At 69.9% G+C, this 20,146-nt stretch carries 23 protein-coding genes; 19 read left to right on the plus strand and 4 right to left on the minus strand.

Translation table 11 applies throughout. The annotated features are described in order from the left end of the window. Positions 1 to 702: 702 nt before the first annotated feature. The gene (locus AC07FN_RS39630) at positions 703 to 1,407 is read right to left on the minus strand and encodes a S1 family peptidase (RefSeq protein WP_478400320.1); all 705 of its coding nucleotides are present in this window, start codon (positions 1,405 to 1,407) and stop codon (positions 703 to 705) included. A gap of 603 nt (positions 1,408 to 2,010) precedes the next feature. Here AC07FN_RS39630 and AC07FN_RS39635 point away from each other — a divergent pair. Continuing rightward, entirely contained in the window at positions 2,011 to 2,169 is a 159-nt protein-coding gene (locus AC07FN_RS39635; protein ID WP_478400286.1) for a hypothetical protein, read from the plus strand. Between the two features lie 77 nt (positions 2,170 to 2,246). Here AC07FN_RS39635 and AC07FN_RS39640 read toward each other — a convergent pair whose 3' ends face one another. Next, entirely contained in the window at positions 2,247 to 3,911 is a 1,665-nt protein-coding gene (locus AC07FN_RS39640) for a hypothetical protein (RefSeq protein ID WP_478400287.1), read from the minus strand. A gap of 278 nt (positions 3,912 to 4,189) precedes the next feature. On the opposite strand from AC07FN_RS39640, the gene hemB reads away from it, so the two are divergent. The 16 genes from hemB (at position 4,190) to AC07FN_RS39720 (ending at position 17,839) form a co-directional block, all read left to right on the plus strand. Continuing rightward, the gene (hemB, locus tag AC07FN_RS39645; RefSeq protein WP_478400288.1) at positions 4,190 to 5,173 is read left to right on the plus strand and encodes a porphobilinogen synthase; all 984 of its coding nucleotides are present in this window, start codon (positions 4,190 to 4,192) and stop codon (positions 5,171 to 5,173) included. Then, on the plus strand, positions 5,170 to 5,760 hold the full coding sequence (locus AC07FN_RS39650) for a hypothetical protein (RefSeq protein WP_478400289.1): 591 nt from the start codon (positions 5,170 to 5,172) through the stop codon (positions 5,758 to 5,760). The genes hemB and AC07FN_RS39650 overlap by 4 nt, the downstream gene beginning before the upstream one ends. Before the next feature lie 40 nt (positions 5,761 to 5,800). Beyond that, a complete protein-coding gene (locus tag AC07FN_RS39655; protein WP_478400290.1) occupies positions 5,801 to 6,316 on the plus strand; it encodes a hypothetical protein in 516 nt (171 codons plus the stop codon). A gap of 47 nt (positions 6,317 to 6,363) precedes the next feature. Further along, positions 6,364 to 6,927, plus strand: a complete 564-nt coding sequence (locus tag AC07FN_RS39660; RefSeq protein WP_478400291.1) for a hypothetical protein — start codon at positions 6,364 to 6,366, stop codon at positions 6,925 to 6,927. A 111-nt stretch (positions 6,928 to 7,038) separates the two neighbouring features. Continuing rightward, positions 7,039 to 7,644 (plus strand): hypothetical protein, encoded by a 606-nt coding sequence (locus AC07FN_RS39665; protein WP_478400292.1) that lies wholly within the window; start codon positions 7,039 to 7,041, stop codon positions 7,642 to 7,644. A 52-nt stretch (positions 7,645 to 7,696) separates the two neighbouring features. Then, positions 7,697 to 8,368: a hypothetical protein gene (locus tag AC07FN_RS39670; protein WP_478400293.1), complete on the plus strand. Its 672-nt coding sequence runs from the start codon at positions 7,697 to 7,699 to the stop codon at positions 8,366 to 8,368. Beyond that, entirely contained in the window at positions 8,368 to 8,787 is a 420-nt protein-coding gene (locus tag AC07FN_RS39675) for a hypothetical protein (RefSeq protein ID WP_478400294.1), read from the plus strand. Before AC07FN_RS39670 ends, AC07FN_RS39675 begins: the two co-directional genes overlap by 1 nt. Further along, positions 8,780 to 9,214: a hypothetical protein gene (locus tag AC07FN_RS39680; protein WP_452613405.1), complete on the plus strand. Its 435-nt coding sequence runs from the start codon at positions 8,780 to 8,782 to the stop codon at positions 9,212 to 9,214. Before AC07FN_RS39675 ends, AC07FN_RS39680 begins: the two co-directional genes overlap by 8 nt. Before the next feature lie 64 nt (positions 9,215 to 9,278). Continuing rightward, positions 9,279 to 9,641, plus strand: coding sequence for a hypothetical protein (locus AC07FN_RS39685; protein ID WP_478400295.1), 363 nt, complete (start codon positions 9,279 to 9,281; stop codon positions 9,639 to 9,641). A gap of 34 nt (positions 9,642 to 9,675) precedes the next feature. Further along, positions 9,676 to 11,025, plus strand: a complete 1,350-nt coding sequence (gene hemL / locus AC07FN_RS39690; RefSeq protein ID WP_478400296.1) for a glutamate-1-semialdehyde 2,1-aminomutase — start codon at positions 9,676 to 9,678, stop codon at positions 11,023 to 11,025. Further along, positions 11,022 to 11,657, plus strand: coding sequence for a histidine phosphatase family protein (locus AC07FN_RS39695; protein ID WP_478400297.1), 636 nt, complete (start codon positions 11,022 to 11,024; stop codon positions 11,655 to 11,657). Before hemL ends, AC07FN_RS39695 begins: the two co-directional genes overlap by 4 nt. Continuing rightward, on the plus strand, positions 11,654 to 12,250 hold the full coding sequence (locus AC07FN_RS39700; RefSeq protein ID WP_478400298.1) for a TlpA disulfide reductase family protein: 597 nt from the start codon (positions 11,654 to 11,656) through the stop codon (positions 12,248 to 12,250). Before AC07FN_RS39695 ends, AC07FN_RS39700 begins: the two co-directional genes overlap by 4 nt. 258 nt (positions 12,251 to 12,508) lie before the next feature. Beyond that, complete coding sequence (locus AC07FN_RS39705) at positions 12,509 to 13,291, plus strand: cytochrome c biogenesis CcdA family protein (RefSeq protein ID WP_478400299.1); 783 nt, start codon at positions 12,509 to 12,511, stop codon at positions 13,289 to 13,291. Next, positions 13,291 to 14,913 (plus strand): cytochrome c biogenesis protein ResB, encoded by a 1,623-nt coding sequence (gene resB / locus AC07FN_RS39710; protein ID WP_478400300.1) that lies wholly within the window; start codon positions 13,291 to 13,293, stop codon positions 14,911 to 14,913. The genes AC07FN_RS39705 and resB overlap by 1 nt, the downstream gene beginning before the upstream one ends. Then, a complete protein-coding gene (gene ccsB / locus AC07FN_RS39715; RefSeq protein WP_478400301.1) occupies positions 14,913 to 15,911 on the plus strand; it encodes a c-type cytochrome biogenesis protein CcsB in 999 nt (332 codons plus the stop codon). Before resB ends, ccsB begins: the two co-directional genes overlap by 1 nt. A gap of 236 nt (positions 15,912 to 16,147) precedes the next feature. Further along, the gene (locus tag AC07FN_RS39720) at positions 16,148 to 17,839 is read left to right on the plus strand and encodes a MinD/ParA family ATP-binding protein (protein ID WP_478400302.1); all 1,692 of its coding nucleotides are present in this window, start codon (positions 16,148 to 16,150) and stop codon (positions 17,837 to 17,839) included. 40 nt (positions 17,840 to 17,879) lie between these two features. Here AC07FN_RS39720 and AC07FN_RS39725 read toward each other — a convergent pair whose 3' ends face one another. Beyond that, positions 17,880 to 18,068 carry a hypothetical protein gene (locus tag AC07FN_RS39725; RefSeq protein WP_452613412.1) on the minus strand — a complete coding sequence of 63 codons (189 nt, stop codon included), beginning with the start codon at positions 18,066 to 18,068 and terminating at the stop codon, positions 17,880 to 17,882. Between the two features lie 220 nt (positions 18,069 to 18,288). After that, positions 18,289 to 18,513: a BldC family transcriptional regulator gene (locus AC07FN_RS39730; RefSeq protein ID WP_093269525.1), complete on the minus strand. Its 225-nt coding sequence runs from the start codon at positions 18,511 to 18,513 to the stop codon at positions 18,289 to 18,291. A gap of 196 nt (positions 18,514 to 18,709) precedes the next feature. Between AC07FN_RS39730 and AC07FN_RS39735 the strand changes: the two genes are divergently transcribed. Both AC07FN_RS39735 and cds1 read left to right on the plus strand, forming a co-directional pair. After that, on the plus strand, positions 18,710 to 19,012 hold the full coding sequence (locus AC07FN_RS39735; protein ID WP_235883979.1) for a DUF4229 domain-containing protein: 303 nt from the start codon (positions 18,710 to 18,712) through the stop codon (positions 19,010 to 19,012). Next, the gene (gene cds1, locus AC07FN_RS39740; RefSeq protein WP_478400303.1) at positions 19,009 to 20,112 is read left to right on the plus strand and encodes an L-cysteine desulfhydrase Cds1; all 1,104 of its coding nucleotides are present in this window, start codon (positions 19,009 to 19,011) and stop codon (positions 20,110 to 20,112) included. The genes AC07FN_RS39735 and cds1 overlap by 4 nt, the downstream gene beginning before the upstream one ends. Positions 20,113 to 20,146: the final 34 nt, after the last annotated feature.

Here is a 20,146-nt window from a genome sequence, read left to right on the forward strand (position 1 = left end):
CCGACAAATCCCAAACAGGACAGTCGAGACGTCAGTCGTGAGTCGGGTCAGACCCGCCAGCAGCGTCACCACGAACATCATCACTGTCGTGAGTGTTTTGGTCTGCTACAGCGCTCCAAACCACTCACGACTCGTCGTCAGCGGAAACGCCGACCGGCAGACGTCCGGGGCAGCGGTTCGGCGCCGAGATCACCCGGCGAGGTGACGTTGAGCGAGCCCACCCTAGAAAGCGCGCTCGCCCTCGGCCTCAAGCCGGCGCCGGTGGACGACCTCCGCAATTTCAATGGAAGTTGCGGACCGCCGGCGCGTCGCCCCGCGACACACCGACGCCTGTGGACAACTTCCGCAATTTCAATGGAAATCCGACCTCTGATTTCCATTGAAATTGCGGACCGGTGGGGGTTACGAGCGGGCCCGGTGGCTGGCCCCGAGCAGCAGCCGCGCCAGGTAGGCGCTGCCGACGGACGCGGTGAACACGCCCACCCGCGGGGCCCAGGTCCGAGACCGACAGCAGCACCGCGCGGTGGGGAAATTGACCCATCCCGGGGTGACGACAACCATCACTGCCCAGTGATCACCACGGCATGTTTGCCCAGGTAGCGACAACTTCGCGGGAAATCGACCAGCACGCGGGTGAACGCACATTCCCCGCGAAATCGTCGCCCCTGCGCTCATGCTGGCGGGGCCCCGCTGGGCGCGGCGCTAGTCGATCTGCTCCTGGATCCAGTCGGCGATGACGTCCACTCTGGACGTGGTCTCCGGCTGGGCGTGCGGGCAGTCCGGCCCGCCACTCTCGACCGACACCAGCGCGTCCGCACCGGCGCCGCGGTTCTCGAAGTAGGGCGCCCCGGAGTCGGTGGGGCAGGCGCTGGTGTCGGGGCTCGGCCAGCTGCCGGTGACGGTCGTGATGGCGTCCTGCACGTCGTGCACCTGGACCTTGCCGAGCTGCAGGTGGGTGGCGGGCTCGGTCGCGTCGGCGGACTCCTGGCCCCAGCCGGCCAGCACCAGGGTTTCCCCGGGACGGGGCGGCGTCGAGCGCAGGGCCAGGGGCCGCACGTCGTCGATCGGCTCGGCGAGCCGGACGACCGCGACGTCGTTCACCGGCGACTGCCGGACCTCCACCACCTCCACCTCGTGGCCCTCGTCCTCGGCGGCGTCGTCGGTGCGCCCCACGATCGCGGTCGTCGGGTACGGGGTGGGGCCGCTGACCGGCTTGCGGTCGACGTCGTGGAAGCAGTGCCCGGCGGTGATCACCCACTGCGGATCGATCAGCGCGCCCGAGCAGGCGCTGTCGTACTTGCTGCCGTCGGGCTTGGGGATGTCGGTCATCAGGAACTTCACGGCGAACGGGAAGGTGCCGTCCGCGGCGTCCCGGGCGTTGGCCACCGCACCAGCGGGCAGGGACATCGCCACGCCCACCCCGACGGCGGCGGCAGCGGCGACGACCCCGGCGATCACCTTGGGCCGCAGTACTCGTAACACGGCAATCCTCCGAATCCTGGAGAGCGCGCAGATCGGCTTGGGTAGCGGGATCTCAGCGGCCGCCTCGACCCCGGAGGGGTGGGCGCCGCGAACCCGCGGCGGTGCCGATCGCGGGGGTGCGCGGAAGCGGCCTCGCCGCTTTCCCGTCGCCGACTCCACCGCAGTGCCCCGCCGCTTCCGACCCGCGCGGGCTCTTGTTCACATTGGTCCCATTGCGGACTCAACATCAACTGCGGCCGGGACGGTAAGCCGATTGGCGAATTTCCGGGAGTTCCCTCACGAACTCGTGAGCGCGTCGTTACCCGCGCCCCGTTGGTGCGGGGTTTTCCCGCCGGGGCCGGGTTCCGGGACCTGCCGAATGCTCGCGGCAGCGCATGGCTTCGGGAGCGTTCGATCTCGTGCCAAGCGGACGGCGGTGTTCTGCGCGGTGTCGGCGCTCGCGGCACCCGCTGCGTTCGCCGCGCCCGAGCTGCGCCGATCATCCAGACCCTGACGGCGAATCAGAGCTGCTGCCGTGCATCGGCCACAGTGGACATCCATGACATCCCGTGGGTGCAGCCCAGGCTCCGCCCGGACCAGGCGTGGCAGCACGCGAACGGCGCGGGCGTGACCGTCGCCGTCGTCGACACCGGCGTGGACACGCGGCAAGGTGCTCAGCCAGTCGCCGTCGCTGTGGAAGGCGCCTGAGATCACCCGGGCCTTCGCCGACGAGCCGTGCGATCTCCGGCCGCACCTCTCGATCGGTCGCTACGAGCAGAGCATGGTCACTCGCCCCTGAAGGCCTCGTCGATGCCGTTGCGCTTGCAGAACTCGGCCAGCTTCTCGGGGTCGGCGAAGAGGTATGTGGTCGATTCGTTCCCGACCTCGACGAACCGGCGCGGGTCGCTCGGATCGGCCGGGCGCAGGGCGTGGGCCATCCCCGCGGTCACCTCGATGTCGAGGTAGTCGCCGTTGTCCTCGGTCTCCCAGGAGTGCGACGAACCGCGGTGGGTGAAGGAGAAGCGGAACCCCTCGATCTCCTCTTCCTCGATGTCGTCGATCTCGGCGGTGTCGCCGTCGGCATCGAGCACGACCAGCTCGGCGTCCGAGACCTCGACGGCGCCGCCGGAGGCGTCGACGAACTCGGCCAGGAGGTCGGCGTAGCCCGGCGGGTAGAACCCGGAATCCACCTCGAATTCGACCGAACGGCCCGCCCGCTCGAACACCGCCAGCAGCAGGTCGTACGGGGACACCGGACCGGGGGCCAGCTCGTCCGCGGCCTCCGCCGCCCACTCCGGCACCAGGCCGAGACCGGTCAGCTCTGCCGCGAGGTCGCGGGCCGACGCGGCGTTCGTGACCAGGCTCCGGAGGCGGGGCAAATCCTCGTCGTACCGGTCGCGTTCGGCGAGCTTCTCGACGGCCCGGGTGGCGGCCGCCATCGCGATGGGCCCGCCGATCCGGACCAGTGCATCGCAGAACTCCCACGGGGATCGCCGCGCCGCCTTCCTGACGATCCGCACCACCAGCTCGGCGATTTCGGGATCGGCCGTTCCGCGGTAGCGCTCGCTGAGCACCTCGATCGCGTCTTCCGGGAACCGCTGCCACTGCTCCCGAGCGTGGCGTTCGGCGAGAGCGGGGTCCAGCACCGCGATGGCCTGCAGGGCCCTGGCCGCCGCTTCCGGGTGCGGCGATTCCAGCGCTACTTCCTCCAGCAGCGGCAGGCTTTCCCGGCCACGGCCGACCAAAGCGTCCACTGTGTACCGGGTGTATCCGTTCATGAGCCGGTCCGCGCACCGTTCCAGAGCCCATTCGTAAGCTCCCGGCTCGGCTCTCGCGGCTATCGTCGTCAGCGCATCCGCAGGCCACTGCGCGTGGTCGATCGGCAGGTCCAGCCACCGGCGCACCTGGTCGGCCACCTCGCGGCTGGGCCAGGTTTCGGCGGCGGCGTTCAGGAGGACCCAAGCGGTCGAAGTGCGTTCCTCGCTGCCCGGCAGTTCGTCGATCGCCGACTCCGCCAGTCGCAGCAGTCGTGGTCCGGCCGCCGCGATGCGGAGGATGCCGAGCGTGGCGGAGGCGCTGCGGTGCAGCGCCTCGTCGTCGGAGCCCAGCATTTCCAGCAGCCACGGGGTGAGCAGATCTTCGTGCTCGGCGAGCGCCGCCGCCCCGGACTCGTCCGCGCCGATCCGGAGGGCGACCGCGGTGTCATCCCAGCAATCGGGGTCGGCCACCAGGCCGGCGAGCAGATCGCCGGCGGCCTCGTCCCGAAGGCGAGCGAGAGCCACGGCGGCGAACGTCCGATCCCAGCCCGTGCCGGACCGGGCGACCGCCCGCAGTTGGGCGCGGTCCTCCTCGGTCATCGCGGCGAGCAGCCGCAGATCTGTCGCGTCGTGGAAGGAGATGTCGCCGGGAGCCGCGAGTATCGCGACCAGGCGAGACGGCCGAGCGGTCAAGTCCCTGCTCCTGTGCAGCTGGTCGAACAGATGTGTGGAAGCTAGCAATCACCAGGCGCGAGCAACCGGGCTTTGACGCGGAATTGCCGGTCGGCGCGCGGTTTCCTCGACGCGCTCAAGACTGGGCGGTTCGACCTCGTGAGCGTTGGTTCCGGTTCTTACCGGCTTGAACGCTCACGAGGGTCGCGGGGCCAGGGCCGAGCCCTCGGCTCGTCCGTTCTGTCGGATCGCTACGCTCGTGGTGTCACCCCGTCGAGCCTGTTTGGGGAGCCGCTGTCATGTACCCCTCGCACCGTCCGCGCCGACTGCGTCGCAACCCTGCGCTGCGCCGACTGGTTTCCGAGACCTCCGTGGAGCCCCGCCACCTGGTGCTTCCGATGTTCGTTCGCGAGGGCGCGACCGAACCGGTGCCGATCGCGTCGATGCCCGGCGTCGTGCAGCACAGCCGTGACTCGCTGCGCAAGGCCGCGGTCGACGCCGTCAACGCCGGTGTCGGCGGGCTGATGCTCTTCGGCGTGCCGACCACGCACGACGCCGAGGGCTCCGGCGCGGTCGACCCGGACGGCATCCTCAACGTCGCGCTGCGCGACCTGCACTCCGAGCTCGGCGACGACACCGTGCTGATGGCCGACCTGTGCCTGGACGAGTTCACCGACCACGGGCACTGCGGCGTCCTGGACGAGGACGGCAACGTCGACAACGACCGCACGCTGCAGATCTACGGCGAGATGGCCGTGGTCCAGGCCCAGTCCGGGGCGCACGTGGTGGGCCCGAGCGGGATGATGGACGGCCAGGTCGGCGTGATCCGCGACTCGCTCGACGCGACCGGCTTCGGCGACACCTCGATCCTGGCCTACTCGGCGAAGTACGCCTCCGCCTTCTTCGGCCCGTTCCGCGAAGCGGTGGACTCGCAGCTCCAGGGCGACCGCAAGACCTACCAGCAGGACCCGGCCAACGGCCGGGAGGCGCTGCGCGAGGCCGACCTGGACCTCGCCGAGGGCGCCGACATGGTGATGGTCAAGCCTGCGATGTCCTACCTGGACGTGCTGCGCGACATCGCCGGCGTGGCCGACGTGCCGGTGGCCGCCTACCAGGTGTCCGGCGAGTACTCGATGATCGAGGCCGCGGCCGCCAACGGCTGGCTGGACCGGCAGCGCACCGTGCTGGAAACCCTGACCTCGATCCGGCGGGCCGGCGCCGACATCGTCCTGACCTACTGGGCGGTCGAAGCCGCGCGCTGGTTGCGGGACGCGCGGGCATGACGGACCTGGGGCAGCAGGTGGACGCGTTCGGCCGACCGGTACCCGAGCCGGAGCCGCCGTCGGCGCCGCAGGCGCTGCAGACGGCGAAGTGGCTGTGGATCGGGTCGGTGCTGCTCGGCGTCGTGCAGGCGTTCGTCCAGCTCCTCGACCGGCCCAAGCTGATCGCCGAACTGCGCCACATCCAGCCGACCATGACCACGCAGGACCTGGAGGCCGCGGCCAACAGCGGGATCATGTTCACGTTCCTGCTCAAGGCGCTGATCCTGCTGGTGTACCTGATGCTGTCCCGGCGGATGCTGGAAGGCCGCAACTGGGCGCGCGTCGTGCTCACCGTCTTCGGCGGCTTCGGGATCTTCAACGCGCTGATCACGGTGCTCACCGTCTCGCTGGTCGGCGGGGCGCTGATCCGCGAGCTCACCGGCGTCGGGATCACCGGCGCGGACGTCGCGTTCTCGCTGGTCGTGATGGTCGTCCAGATCGCCGCGATCGTGTTCATGTACCGCCCGGAGGTGAACCGGTTCTTCTACGCGGTGCGCAGCCGCCGGCCCGGTAACGCAACGGGGCGGCCGGGTAACGGTTGGTCATAATGCCTGGACGGTGGGCTCCGCGATTCCTAACCTGGAGCAGGTGACACCGCCGCAGGAACCAGAGCGCGACCCGCAGGAGCCCGGCCACGAGCTGTCCGGGCCGTGGCGGCCGACCACGATCGACTACGCCTTCTGGGCGGGGATCGCCAGCGTGGTGGTGGGCTTCGCGATCCTGGCGGCGTCGTTCCTGCTGGTGTCCGACGCCGAGTTGCGGGCGGTGCTGGAGGAGACCGCCGCGCAGGGCCAGCCGATCACGATGGACCAGGCGCGCAGCATCTACAACGCGGTGCTGGTGATGGTGGTCGTGATCGTGGTGGTCATCGCGGCGTTGTGGATCATGTTTCTGTTCTTCATGCGCCGCGGGCGGAACTGGGCGCGGATCGTCATCACGGTGATCGGCGCGGTGTGGATCCTGCTAACGATCCCGTCGGTGGCCGGCGGCGGCATCGTGGCCTCGCTGCTGTCCCTGCTGCAGCTGCTGGCCGTGGCGGCGACCATGGTCTTCGCGTACCTCGCGCCGTCGAACCAGTACTTCCAGCACGGCCGGCACCGCTGAGCACGTTTCCGATACGTCGGGATGGTCCGCTGTATTAGTGTTTTCGGGTGACGTCGCCGCAGAACCCCTGGCAGCAGAACCCGAACCCGCAGCACGCGGGCTATCCGCAGGTACCCGTGGGCCATCCGCAGCATATGCCCGGCGGGAAGCCGCGCCTGCCCGGCACCGTGAACTTCGCGAGCATCCTCGGCCTGGTGGTGCCGCCGCTGTCCGCGGTGCTGAGCATGATCAGCTTCGTGGTCCTGCTCGTCATGCTCAGCGACTACCTGGAGAGCACCTGGTCGGTCCTGGCGGTCAACGCCTTCTTCACCGTCGCCGCGGTGGTGTGCGCCATCCTCTGGATCGTCTTCTCGCTGGTGATGCGCCGCGGGCGCGGGTGGGCGCGGATCGCGCTGGTGGTCCTGGCCGTGCTCTGGCTGCTCTACGACGTGTACTCGATCGCCTCGTTCTTCCTGGCGGTCGGCGGCGACTTCGGGGAGGCCATCAGCCAGCCGACCGTGATCATCGGCATGGTCCAGATGTTCCTCGTGATGGTGACGACGGTGCTGTTCCTCGTGCTGGTCTTCCTGAAGCCGTCGAACGACTACTTCAAGGCCGTGCAGGGCAGGTGAGTCCGGCGGGCGACGTGGACGGCCCCGCCCTGGTCTTGGGCGTGGCCGTCCGGTGCCCGGATGTCCCCGAAGTCGGCCCGCCCGGCTGATCACCTGTAATACGGTCGGCGGGTGACGTCGCCGCAGAACCCTTGGCCGCCGCAGGGGCCCAACCCGCAGCAGTTCCAGCCGCAGCCGGGCTATCCGCAGCGGGCCCAATTCGGCCACCCGCAGCAGGCCCAGTTCGGGCACCCGCAGCAGCCGGCGCCCGGAGCGAAGCCGCCCGCGCCCGGCACCTTGAAGTTCGCGAGCATCCTCGGCTTGGTGGTGCCACCGCTGTCCGCGATGCTGAGCGTTTTGACCTTGGTGGTCTTGCTCGTCGAGTTCGGCAAGTACGTGTGGAGCTCCTGGTCCTTCATGCTCTTCGAGGGCGGCTTCACCCTCGCCGCGGTGGTGTGCGCCGCTTTCTGGATCGTGTTCTCGCTGCAGCTGCGCCGCGGGCGCGGTTGGGCGCGGATCGCGCTGGTCGTGCTCGCCGCGCTCTGGCTGCTCTACGACCTCTACTCGATCATCACTTTCACGTACAACCTCACCGATTACGGGTTGCCGATGATCTCGGCCGTCGCGATCATCGGCATGTTCCAGATGTTCCTGGCGTTCTTCACGCCGGTGCTGTTCACGCTCCTGGTGTTCCTGAAGCCGTCGAACGACTACATCAAGCTGGTGGCGGGCAGGTGAGTTTGACCAACCAAGTGGACAGCGGGTCTGCCCTGTTCATACTGTTTGCCGCGTGACTCCACCGCAAAATCCTTGGCAACAAGGTGGGTACCCGCACGGCGGGACTCCCTCCGGCGGTTTTCCGCAGCAGTACCCGCAGGGCGGGTTTTCGCAGTATCCGCAGTCGAATCCGTTCGCGGCGCCGCCGGTGCCGGCGCAGGAGCTGGCAGCGTTCCAGCGGCCGATCACCGTCGAGATCGCGTTCTGGATCGCGGTCGTCGTGCCGCTGGTCGCCACGGTCCTCTCCGTGCTGAGCTACCTGATGCTGCAGGGCTTCGTGAACGACTCCATCGCCGGGACCACCGGTGACTCGGACATCGACCGGCAGCTCGCGTCCATCGCCAACGGCTTCCTGCTGTTCTTCTTCGTGGTCCTCACGATCATCTACCTGATCCTGACCGGGCTGTGGATCCTCTTCGGCTTCAAGATGCGGGCCGGGAAGAACTGGGCGCGGATCACGCTCACGGTCCTCGCCGGCATCTGGATGCTGGTCGGCGTCATCAGCCTGATCCAGGGCGGCAGCATGACGATGACCGGCGACCTGGACCAGCGGCAGCTGCCCGGCTCGTTCTTCGCGTTGTCCTACAGCCAGACCGGGCTGGGCCTGGTGGGGATGCTCGTGTTCACCGCGCTGGTCTACCTGAAGCCGTCGAACTGGTACTTCAAGGCGGCGAGCCGGTTCTGATGGATTCGCCGCGACCACTGCGCCTCGCCATCGTCCTGTGGTGGGTGGTGGCGCTCGTCCTGGCGTTGCAGTCGGCGCTGATGTGGGTCGGGCGCGGCGACCTGGCGGGGCGGTTGATCACGCAGGACCAGGCCACGCCTGCGGACGCGGCCGACCGCGCGCAGCAGCTGCTCCTGGTGAACATCGGAATCGCGGTGGTGCTGGTGGCGGCCTACCTGGTGCTGGGGGCGTTGATGTTCCGGCGGCGCGCGTGGGCTCGCGGCGTGCTGTCCGGGTTCGCGGTCGTGCACCTGCTGATGCTGTTGGGCACCGGGGCGGTGTTCAGCGTGAACGTGATCGTGCTGATCCTCGGCGCGGCCGCTGCGGTGCTCATGTGGCGGCGCCCGAGCACGGACTGGCTGACGGGTGAGCATGACTGAACCGGTGCTGTACTCGGAGCGCGGCAGCAGCTGGTGGCCGGTGCTGTGGGGACCGGCGTTCGCGCTGCTCGGACTCGGTGTCGAAGCGTTGACGCCGGGCCCGGTGAACGCGCCGCTCTGGGGGCTGGTCGGCGGCGGGCTCGCGGTGGCCGCCGCGATCTGGGTGTACGGCCGCCGGCGGCTCGTCTCGGTGCGGCTGACGCCCGCGCAGCTGGTGCTGGGACGGGAAGAACTCGAGGTCGGCCGCATCGCGGCGGTCACCGACGTGGGCGCGCCGGTGGGGGCGCGGGTGCTCGGCGGGAGCTGGACGGTCCCGAAGGGAACCGGCGAGGTCCCGCTCCGGCTCGAACCCGACGAGGTGGTCCTGGCCTGGGCGAAGAACCCCGAAGCGTTGTCGTCGGCGCTCGCCCGGCTCGTGGAGAAATGACCGCGCGTCGCCGGTTGGCCGCTGGTTTGCGGCGTGCACGGTCGGTCATGAGACGCTTCTTCGCGTGACGACTCCCGAACCGTGGCCCGCCTCCGGGCCGCGACTCAGCGACGACGACGTCGAGCACGCCGATGCGCCGACCGGCTCGGCCGGGCTGAACCAGCCCTGGCGGGCCGCCGTGGCCGGGATCGAGCTGGTCGCGGCGGTGGGGCTGGCGTTCGCAGCCTGGTGGTCGTGGCGGCAGGGGACGGTGACGATCTACCTGCCGGGTCCGGAGGGCGCCGTCGACGTCGTCACCAGGTCGATCGGGAGCTGGCTGGCCGCCGCGGTCGGCGCCGCGACCCTGGCCGGGCTGTTGCTGGTCGACGCGATCCGCCAGCTGGTGCTGGCGTTGCGGGCCCGCCGCCGGGAGTCGAACGGGGTGTGACCGGTCACTTCGCCGCGCCTGTCAGACTGGTGACGTGACAGCTTCTGCGAACCCCGCATCGAACTCGAACGACGATCCGGCTCCGCGGTCGCGGCAGCTGTTCGAGCGTGCCCTCGCGGTGACCCCGGGCGGCGTCAACTCGCCGGTCCGGGCGTTCCACTCGGTCGGCGGCACACCCCGCTTCATGGTCCGCGGCGAAGGCGCCTACCTGTGGGACGCCGACGGCAACCGGTACGTGGACCTGGTGTCCTCCTGGGGCCCGATGATCAACGGCCACGCGCATCCCGACGTGGTCCGTGCCGTGCAGGAAGCCGCTTCGCACGGCCTTTCCTTCGGCACCCCGGGCGCCGGTGAGATCGACCTCGCGCAGGAGATCATCGACCGCGTCGAGCCGGTTGAGCAGGTCCGGCTGGTCAACTCGGGCACCGAGGCGACGATGAGCGCCGTGCGGCTGGCCCGCGGGTTCACCGGCCGCCAGAAGATCGTCAAGTTCGCCGGCTGCTACCACGGCCACGTCGACGCGCTGCTGGCCAGCGCCGGCTCCGGGGTCGCCACGCTGGGGCTGCCGACCTCGCCGGGCGTCACCGGTGCGCAGGCGGCGGACACCATCGTGCTGCCCTACAACGACCTCGACGCCGTCCGGCAGGTCTTCGCCGAGCAGGGTGACGAGATCGCTTGCGTGATCACCGAGGCCGCGGCGGGCAACATGGGCGCGGTCGCGCCGCTGCCCGGTTTCAACGCCGGGCTGCGGGAGATCACCAGCGCCGCCGGGGCGCTGCTGATCATGGACGAGGTCATGACCGGTTTCCGGGTCTCCGCGGCCGGCTGGTTCGGCGTCGACGGCGTCGCCGGCGATCTCTACACGTTCGGCAAGGTGATGTCCGGCGGGCTGCCCGCGGCCGCCTTCGGCGGTCGCGCCGAGATCATGGCCCGCCTCGCCCCGTCCGGGCCGGTCTACCAGGCGGGCACGCTGTCCGGGAACCCCGTCGCCGTCGCTGCCGGGCTGGCCAACCTGCGCGCCGCCGACGCCGAGGTCTATGCGGCGCTGGACCGCAACAGCAAGCGGCTCGGCGACCTGTTCGGCGCTGCGCTGACCGCCGAGGGCGTGCCGCACCAGGTCGCCTTCGCGGCGAACATGGTCAGCGTCTTCTTCAGCGAGACGCCGGTGCACAACTACGAGCAGGCGCAGGCCCAGCAGGTCTGGCGGTTCCCGCCGTTCTTCCACGAACTGCTCAGGCGCGGCGTCTACGCGCCGCCGAGCGCGTTCGAATCCTGGTTCGTCAACGCGGCGATGGACGAAGCGGCATTCGAAGCGATCGCCGAAGCGCTGCCGCACGCGGCCCGCGCCGCAGCCGCGGCCACCGACCCGGGGGCGGAAGCATGACCGGCGAGAAGACGGTGGTGCACTTCCTGCGCCACGGTGAGGTGCACAACCCCGATGGCGTCCTCTACGGGCGGCTGCCGGGGTACCGACTGTCGGACCGGGGAGAGCAGCAGGCGAAGGTCGTCGCGGAGTTCCTGGCCGGGCGCGACGTCGCCCACGTCGTCGCTTCGCCGCTGCAGCGCGCGCAGCAGACGGCCATGCCGATCGGCACGACGTTCCAGCTCGACGTGGCGACCGACGCCCGGCTCGTCGAAGCCGACAACCGCTTCGAAGGCCTGAAGGTCTCGGTCGGCGACGGTGCGCTGCGGTCGCCGAAGCACTGGCCGAAGCTCTGGAACCCGCTGCGGCCGTCGTGGGGCGAGCCCTACCTCGAGATCGCGCACCGCATGCTGGGCGCAGCGCACCGGGCCCGGTCGGCGGCGGCCGGCCACGAGGCGGTGTGCGTTTCGCACCAGCTGCCGATCTGGACGCTGCGTCGGTTCCTCGAGGGCAAGCCGATGTGGCACGACCCGCGGCGGCGGCAGTGCTCGCTGGCGTCGCTGACCAGCCTGGTGTTCCGCGGCGAGGAACTGGTGCGGATCGCCTACGTCGAACCGGCCGGTGAGACCGATCCGAAGGTGACAGGGGCATGAAACGACTGTTGGTGCGGTTCGGGCTGGTCGCGGCGGCGTTAGCGCTGGTCGCAGGCTGTGCGACGCAGGGCGACGACGCGGTGTCGCAGGGCGGCGGCGGTGAGTTCACCTTCGTCTCGCCCGGTGGGCAGACCCGCATCTTCTACCCGCCGGAGCAGCGCGGCCGGGTCAGCGGGATGTCCGGTGACAGCCTCCTGGAGCCGGGCAAGCAGATCGGGCTGGACGACTTCAAGGACCAGGTCGTGGTCCTGAACATCTGGGGCTCGTGGTGCGGGCCGTGCCGGTCGGAGGCCGACGACCTGCAGGCGGTGCAGGACAAGACCGCCGCCCAGGGCGTCCAGGTGCTCGGCATCAACGTGCGGGACAGCCAGTCGGCCGCCGCGGACTTCCACCGCGACCGGCGCCTCACGTACCCGTCGATCTTCGATCCGGCGGGCCGCACGCTGCTGGCGCTGCGGCAGTTCCCGCGCAGCACCGTGCCGGCCACGATCGTGCTCGACCGGCAGCACCGGGTCGCGGCGGTCTTCCTGACCGAAATGCTGGAGAGCGAACTGCTCCCCGAGGTGCAGAAGGTCGCCGCCGAACCGCGCTGAGCCGCGTTCCGCTCAGGGGTGCCGGCGGTGTGCCCGCCGCCTTCGCGCGAAAACAGCGGGCCGAGCGCCTGAAGCGCCTGGTGGTGATGCTCGCCTCACAGCGGTCCGGAAGGGGGCCGGTGATGGTCCTGAAAACGCGGGACTTTAGGCCCTGGTGAGCCCGTGTTGTGCCTGCGCAATGCGTTCACCAGGAAAGATGTGGGCCGGTTCACCGAGCCCGGTGGTAGATCGCCCTCTTGACTTTCCTACCCTCGAGGTGTGAACCCCACCGAGCTCGCCGCGACCGGACCGCTGCTGTTCGCGGCGGCGATCGCAGCGCTCGCCGGGGCGATCAGCTTCGCCTCGCCCTGCGTGGTGCCGCTGGTGCCCGGATACCTGGCCTACCTGGCCGGTGTCGTCGGCGCCGACGCCCCGCCGGTGAACGTCGCGGAAGCCGAACAGAGCCGCCGCGGGCGTTGGCGGGTCGCCGGAGCGGCCCTGCTCTTCGTGGCCGGGTTCACCGTGGTGTTCGCGTCCGGGACGTTGTTGCTGCTCGGGCTGTCCGACGCGCTGCTGGCGAACGAATTGCTGCTGCAGCGGATCGGCGGCGTGGTCACGATCGCGATGGGCCTCGTGTTCGTCGGGTTGGTGCCCGCGCTCCAGCGCGACCTGCGCATCCACCGGGTGCCCAGGGCCGGGATCTGGGGCGCGCCGCTGCTGGGCGCCGTGTTCGGCCTGGGCTGGACCCCGTGCCTCGGGCCGACGCTGGCGGGCGTGACCTCCATCGCCATCGCCACCGACGCGACCACCGGCACCGCGGTCCGCGGGGTCCTGCTGGTCGCCGCGTACTGCTTGGGCCTGGGGACGCCGTTCGTGCTGCTCGCGCTGGGTGCCCGGTGGGCGATCCGGAGCACCGGGTGGTTGCGCCGCCAGGCCCGGGCCATCCAGATCGCGGGTGGTGTGTTGCTGATCGTGGTGGGCCTCCTGCTCGTCACCGGTTTGTGGGGAGAGCTGATCGCAGTGCTGCGTGAGCCGATCGCCGGTTTCGAAACGCTGATCTGATGCCCGTATTCCTCAAGAGCACCCTGGCGTTCCTGCGCAACACGTGGCGCGGGCTGACCTCGATGCGCACCGCGCTGGTGCTGCTGTTCCTGCTCGCGCTCGCCGCGTTGCCCGGCGCGCTGATCCCGCAGCGCTCGCTCAACCAGTCCGAAGTGGACCGCTACTTCGGCGATTACCCGACGCTGGCGCCGATCCTGGACAAGCTCGGCGCGTTCGAGGTGTTCAGCTCCGTCTGGTTCGCCTCCATCTACGTGCTGCTGTTCATCTCGCTGATCGGCTGCCTGCTGCCGCGCTGCTGGGAGTACTACAAGCAGTGGCGCAGCAAGCCAGTCCGGACGCCGCGCAACCTCGCCCGGATGCCGCACTACGAGAAGGCCACCCTCGACGCCTCAGTCGACGAGGTCATGACCTCCGCCCGCAAGCGGCTGCGCCGCTGGCGCACGGTCGAGCGCGAGGAGGCCGACGGCGGGCGGTCCATCAGCGCCGAGCGCGGCTTCCTGCGCGAGATCGGCAACCTCGTCTTCCACTTCGCCCTGGTGGGCATGCTCATCAGCGTCGCGGGCGGCAAGCTGTACGGCTACGAAGGCCAGGTCATCGTCGTGGCCAACGGCTCCGAGTTCTGCAACGCCGGCACCTACAACTACGACTCCTTCCGCGCCGGGCTCACCGTCGACGGCACCCAGCTCAACCCGTTCTGCGTGCGCGTCAACGACTTCGACGTGCAGTACCTCCCGTCCGGGCAGGTCGAGAGCTTCCGCGTGGACATGCAGTACCAGGTCGATGAAGACCTCGACACCAACACCTGGCAGCCGTACCTGCTGCAGGTCAACCACCCGCTGCGCATCGCAGGCGACCGCGTCTACCTGACCGGCAACGGATACGCCCCGCAGTTCACGGTGACGTTCCCCGACGGCCAGCAGCGCACCGGGATCATCCAGTGGCAGCCGGTTTCCGTGCAGACGATGCTCTCGCAGGGCGCCACCAAGTTCGACCCGCCGGGCGTGCAGGACGACGTGCAGCGACGCCAGAAGCAGCTCGCGATCACCGGCCTGTTCGCGCCCACCGCCACCTTCGACGGCAAGGTGCTGAGCTCCGGCTTCCCGGAGCTGCTGGACCCGACCGTCGCCGTGGACGTGCTGCGCGGCGACCTCGGCCTCGACTCCGGCCGCGGCCAGTCGATCTTCGGCGTCGACCAGTCCATGGTGGATCAGGGCAGGCTCGAGCGGGTCGCCCGCGAGAACCTGCGCCTCGGCGAGGAGATCACCCTCGACGACGGCACCAAGGTCCGCTTCGACGCGGTCAAGCGCTGGGCCAACCTGCAGGTCTCGCACGACCCGTTCCAGCCGTGGGTGCTCGGCTTCGCCATCGCGATCATCTTCGGCATCGGCACCTCGCTGACCATCAAGCGCCGCCGCGTGTGGGTCCGCGTCGTGCCGAACCCGGAACCGGATGAACCCGGTTCCGCGCGTACCGTTGTCGAAGTCGGCGGACTCGCCCGCACCGACCAGGCCGGTTATGGCGAGGAGTTCACCAGGCTGGCCGCCGAGCTCCTCGGCACGGGCGTCGACCACTCGCCGGAGTCACGCGCGGTCGCTGGGCCCGCGCGCGAAAGGAAGAGCTGATGCCGGTCAATCAGACGTTGTCGACCTACAGCGACATGGCGTACGCCACATCCGTGGTCGTCTACATCGCCGCGATGCTGCTGTACTTCGCGGAGTTCGCCTACGGCAGGACCGGGGCGGGCGCCCGAAAGAAGGAGCCGGCCCTGGTCAACGCCGGTGGCGGGACCACCGCGACGCCGACGATCGGGCACGTGGAGACCCCGGCGAAGCGCCCGCTGAGCGAGCGGCTCGGCGGCATGGCCGTCGCCATGACCGTGCTCGGCGCGTTGGTCCACGCGGCCTCCCTCCTGCTTCGCGGTTTCGCCACCGGCCGGGTGCCGTGGGGCAACATGTACGAGTTCGGCTCGGCGATCTGCCTGGCGGCGGTGGTCGCCTGGGTCATCGTGCTGTTCCGGCAGATGCGCGCGGAGCGGCGCGAAGCCACCCCGACGCAGCTGCGCGGGCTCGGCGGTTTCTTGATGCTGCCGGTCATCCTGCTGCTGTTCCTGTCCGGCACCGTGCTCTACGCCCAGGCCGCGCCGTTGCAGCCGTCGCTGCAGTCGTACTGGATCGTGATTCACGTCGCGGCGGCGATCGTCTCCAGCGGCGTGCTGCTCTTCGCCGGTGTGGCCAGCGTCCTCTACCTGCTGCGGTCCCGGTACGAGAACAACCCGCTGAAGCTGGCCAAGTTCGGCCCCCGGCTGCCGACCAGCCAGGCGCTGGACCGGATGGCCTACCGCGCCACGGTGATCATCTTCCCGGTCTGGACGTTCGCGATCGTCGCGGGCGCGATCTGGGCCGAGGCCGCCTGGGGCCGGTTCTGGGGCTGGGACCCGAAGGAGACCTGCTCGTTCATCGCGTGGGTCGTCTACGCCGCGTACCTGCACGCCCGTGCCACGGCCGGTTGGCGGGGCGTCCGGTCGGCGTGGATCAACATCCTGGGTCTGGCCGTCATGATCTTCAACCTGTTCTTCATCAACATCGTCGTCGCGGGGCTTCACTCGTACGCTGGACTGTGAGCCGGTGATCCGCCCCGACCGGGGCGAACACGAAAACCGGCCGCTGCGACCGCAATTCCCGGAACACCGCCCGCCACCTGCACAAGCCAGGTTCGGCGGGCGGTGGTCGTTTGCGGAGCCGACCGGCCACCCCCGGTGACTTGTGGGTATATCTGGGACTACCGTGCCTTGCGGAGACGGGGAGATCTCGATTCGGTCCGGCAGGGCGCGACTCGATTGTTGGAGGGACGGCAACGGTGACCGGACAGTACGAAGAGCCCGAAGCGCGGCGCGAGACGGGCACCGCCGCGACGCAGGCCGACGGTGCGATCGCCGAGCCGCAATCCACGGGCAGCGGGAACGGAGCGGCGACGGAGGGGCAGTACGCCGACCCGGAGACCTCGCCGGGACAACCGAATCCCGCCGAACACCCGACGCCGTCGTACGTCGATCCGTCGCAGGCCGAGCAACCCCGCCAGTACTCGGCCGGCGACGCCCCGCAGCCGTACTACCCGGGCGGTGCGCCGGGCGGCGCCGCAGCGCAGCCGCAGTACGCCGACCCGAGCCAGTCCGGCCCGCAGTTCCCGGCGGGCCCGCAGTACGGCGACCCGACGGTTTCCGGCCCGCACCACCAGCCGAACGTCTCGGGCCCGCACCAGGTGCCAGGAGGGCAGTCGGGTCCCTACCCGGTTTCCGGCGGACCTTCCGGACCCTTCCCGCCGGTTTCGGGTGGAGCGTCCGGGCCGTATCCGCCGGTGTCCGGTGGAGCGTCTGGGCCGTACCCGCCAGTGTCCGGAGGAGCATCCGGGCCGTACCCGCCAGTTTCCGGAGGACCGTCTGGGCCGTACCCGCCGGTGTCCGGAGGACCGTCCGGGCCGTACCAGCCGGTGTCCGGTGGACCGTCCGGGCCGTACCCGCAGCAGAACCAGCAGGGCGGGCCGCAACCTGGCCCGCAGCAGTCGTATTCGTCATACCCCCAGGCTGCCCAGCCCGCGGGCGGCGGGGATCAGCCGTTCGGCCAGGACCTCTCGTCCGCTCAGCTGCTCCGGCCGACCAAACGGTCACCCCAGTCGGGTTGGCGCAAGGCCGTCTACCTGGCCAGCGGCAAGACCGTGAACTTCGGCGAGGGCCCGGCCGACCGGCGGCGGCGCGAGCTGATCGCCCGGATCAACCAGCCGCTGCAGGGCTGCTACAAGATCGCGATGCTGAGCCTCAAGGGCGGCGTGGGCAAGACCACCACCACCGCCACGCTCGGCTCCACCTTCTCCTCGCTGCGCGGCGACCGGGTGATCGCCGTCGACGCGAACCCGGACCGCGGCACGCTGAGCCAGAAGATCCCGCTGGAGACCACCGCGACCGTGCGGCACCTGCTCCGGGATGCGCACCGGATCCGCAAGTACAGCGACGTCCGCTCGTACACCTCGCAGGGGCCGAGCAGGCTGGAAATCCTCGCCAGCGAACAGGATCCAGCCGTTTCCGAGGCGTTCAGCGAGGACGACTACCGGCGCACCGTCACGCTGCTGGAGCACTTCTACAACGTGGTGCTGACCGACTGCGGCACCGGCCTGATGCACTCCGCGATGAAGGGCGTGCTGGACATGGCCGACTCGCTGGTCATCGTGTCGTCCAGCTCGATCGACGGGGCGCGCAGCGCCTCGGCCACATTGGACTGGCTGGACGCGCACGGGTACGGCGATCTGGTGGCCCGGTCCGTCGCCGTGATCAACTCGGTTCGCCCGGGGTCCGGCAAGGTCGACGTGGACAAGCTGGCCGCGCACTTCGGGTCGCGCTGCCGCGCGGTTTCGAAGATTCCGTTCGATCCGCACCTGGAAGAGGGTGCGGAGGTGGAGCTGGACCAGCTCGAGATGCCCACCCGGATGGCGCTGCTGGAGCTGGCGGCGATCGTGGCCGACGACTTCCCGCAGGCTTCCGGCCGCAATCGGGGCTGACGGCCGGTCGGGGTGGGCGCCGCCCGCCCCGACGCCGTGCTCAGTCGTCTTCGCCGCGGCGCTGCTTGCGCTGCTGCTCGCTGATCCGGCGCAGGAAATCGGGATCGTCGTCCGGTGCGATCGGCGCCTGCCGGGGGCGTCGGGCCTCCCCGGTCGCCTGGGGGCCGAAGGCCTTCCACATCAGCACGGCGATGGTGAGCGCACCGATCGCTGCCAGAACGTAGATCATCGTGGCCACCTCCAACTGTTCCGCTTCGAGATTAGCCAATCCCGGGCGTGGTTGTCGTCGTCGCAGGTGGTGTCATCGCAGACGGATCCAGGTGGCGCCTCGCTGAGGGGCGAGGCGCCACCTGGATCGGCGGTCGCTGGGACCGCCGGCGATCTTCAGGTCCTCGGTGGCGGGGCGCTTGCCGACGGCCGAGGCGTCGGCTCGGCGCACCGATCGCCGCTCAGACCGACCGGTTGACGTCGTTGGTCAGCTCGGCCAGCAGGGTGCGGACCTCGGACTCCCGGAAGCGGCGGTGGCCGCCGGGGGTGCGGATGGAACCGATCCGGCCGGCGGTCGCCCACCGGGTCACGGTCTTGGGATCGACCCGGAAGAGCGCAGCGACCTCACCGGGGGTGAGGAGCTGCTCCTGACCGTTCTGGCGAGGCTGCTGGGTCGTCGCGGTCACAGGTGACCTCCACGTTGCGAGTAGTGGGTTTTCGGGCATTCCGGTCGCATCCTGGCACCTCGATGGTCAGGTACTCGAACATTTGGGTTTAGGTAAAGGGAAGGTAAGGGACGAAAACGGCGCTTCGGGCGTCCGCGGTGGGGCGGCCGGAAGGTGCCCGGCCGGGCCCGGCTCGTCTTGCTCTACCCTGGATGACGTGCAGGAACAGCAGAAAGCCCCAACCTCGGACCAGGGCGCGCAGCCGAACCTCACGCGCGACATCACGCTCTACACCCTTGCCAGGCTCGGACTGGTGGCCGCAGTCACTGCGCTGCTGGTCCTGGTGCACGTTCCCATGCTGGTCGCGCTCGCGGTGGCCGTCGTGGTGGCGATGCCGTTGTCGCTGCTCGTCTTCGGCGGCCTGCGTCGCAAGGTCGCCGCCGGGATGGCCGAACGCGGGGCGCGCCGCGCCGAACTCCGCGCCCAGCTGCGCGGCGAGCGAACCGCGGACGTGCAGTGATCGACAACTTCGACATCGACCGCTCCTGCGCCCGGACCCGCGGCTGGACCAGCGAAGCCGTGCGGATCATCGAGGCCGACGCGAACCGCAGCGCGGACACCCACCTGCTGCGCTTTCCGCTGCCCGCGGAGTGGGGCATCGATCTTTACCTCAAGGACGAGTCAACACATCCGACTGGTTCGCTCAAGCACCGGCTGGCCCGATCGCTGTTCCTGTACGCGATCTGCAACGGCTGGGTGACTGAGAACACACCGGTGATCGAGGCTTCGTCGGGATCCACGGCGGTGTCCGAGGCCTACTTCGCGCGCCTGCTCGGGCTGCCGTTCATCGCGGTGATGCCCAGGTCCACCAGCCGCGAGAAGGTCTCGCTCATCGAGTGGCACGGCGGTCGCTGCCACTTCGTGGACGAGCCGGGCGCGATCTACGACGAGTCCCGTCGGCTGGCCGCCGAGCTCGACGGCCACTTCATGGACCAGTTCACGCACGCCGAGCGGGCCACCGACTGGCGCGGCAACAACAACATCGCCGAATCGATCTTCGAGCAGCTCGCGCTCGAACCGCACGCCGAGCCGGCGTGGGTGGTGGTCGGTGCGGGCACCGGCGGTACCAGCGCGACGATCGGGCGCTACCTGCGCTACCGCCTGCACAACACGAGGCTGGCCGTCGTGGATCCGGGGAACTCGGTGTTCTTCGACGCCTGGCGGGACGGCGACCCGAACCGCACCAGCGACTCCGGTTCGCTGATCGAAGGCATCGGGCGGCCGCGAGTGGAGCCCTCGTTCGTCGGCCAGGCGATCGACCGGATGATCAAGGTGCCGGACGCGGCGTCGATCGCCACGATCCGCTGGGTCGAGAAGGTTCTGGGGCGGCGCGTGGGTGGCTCCACCGGAACCAACTTGTGGGGCGTCTTCGTCCTGGTTTCGGAGCTGATCCAGCAGGGGCGCAATGGCAGCATCGTGACGCTGCTCTGCGACGGCGGCGAGCGCTACACGCACACCTACTACGACGACGTCTGGGTCGCCGAGCGAGGTCTGGACTTGACCGCGCCGACCGCGGTGCTGGACCGCTTCCACGCCACCGGCGAGTTCCGGGCAGACTGAACGCGGGAGCCCGCGCAGGAAGGTTGGTGTGTCG

The sequence above is a fragment of the Saccharopolyspora sp. NPDC045941 genome (genome assembly GCF_056431445.1).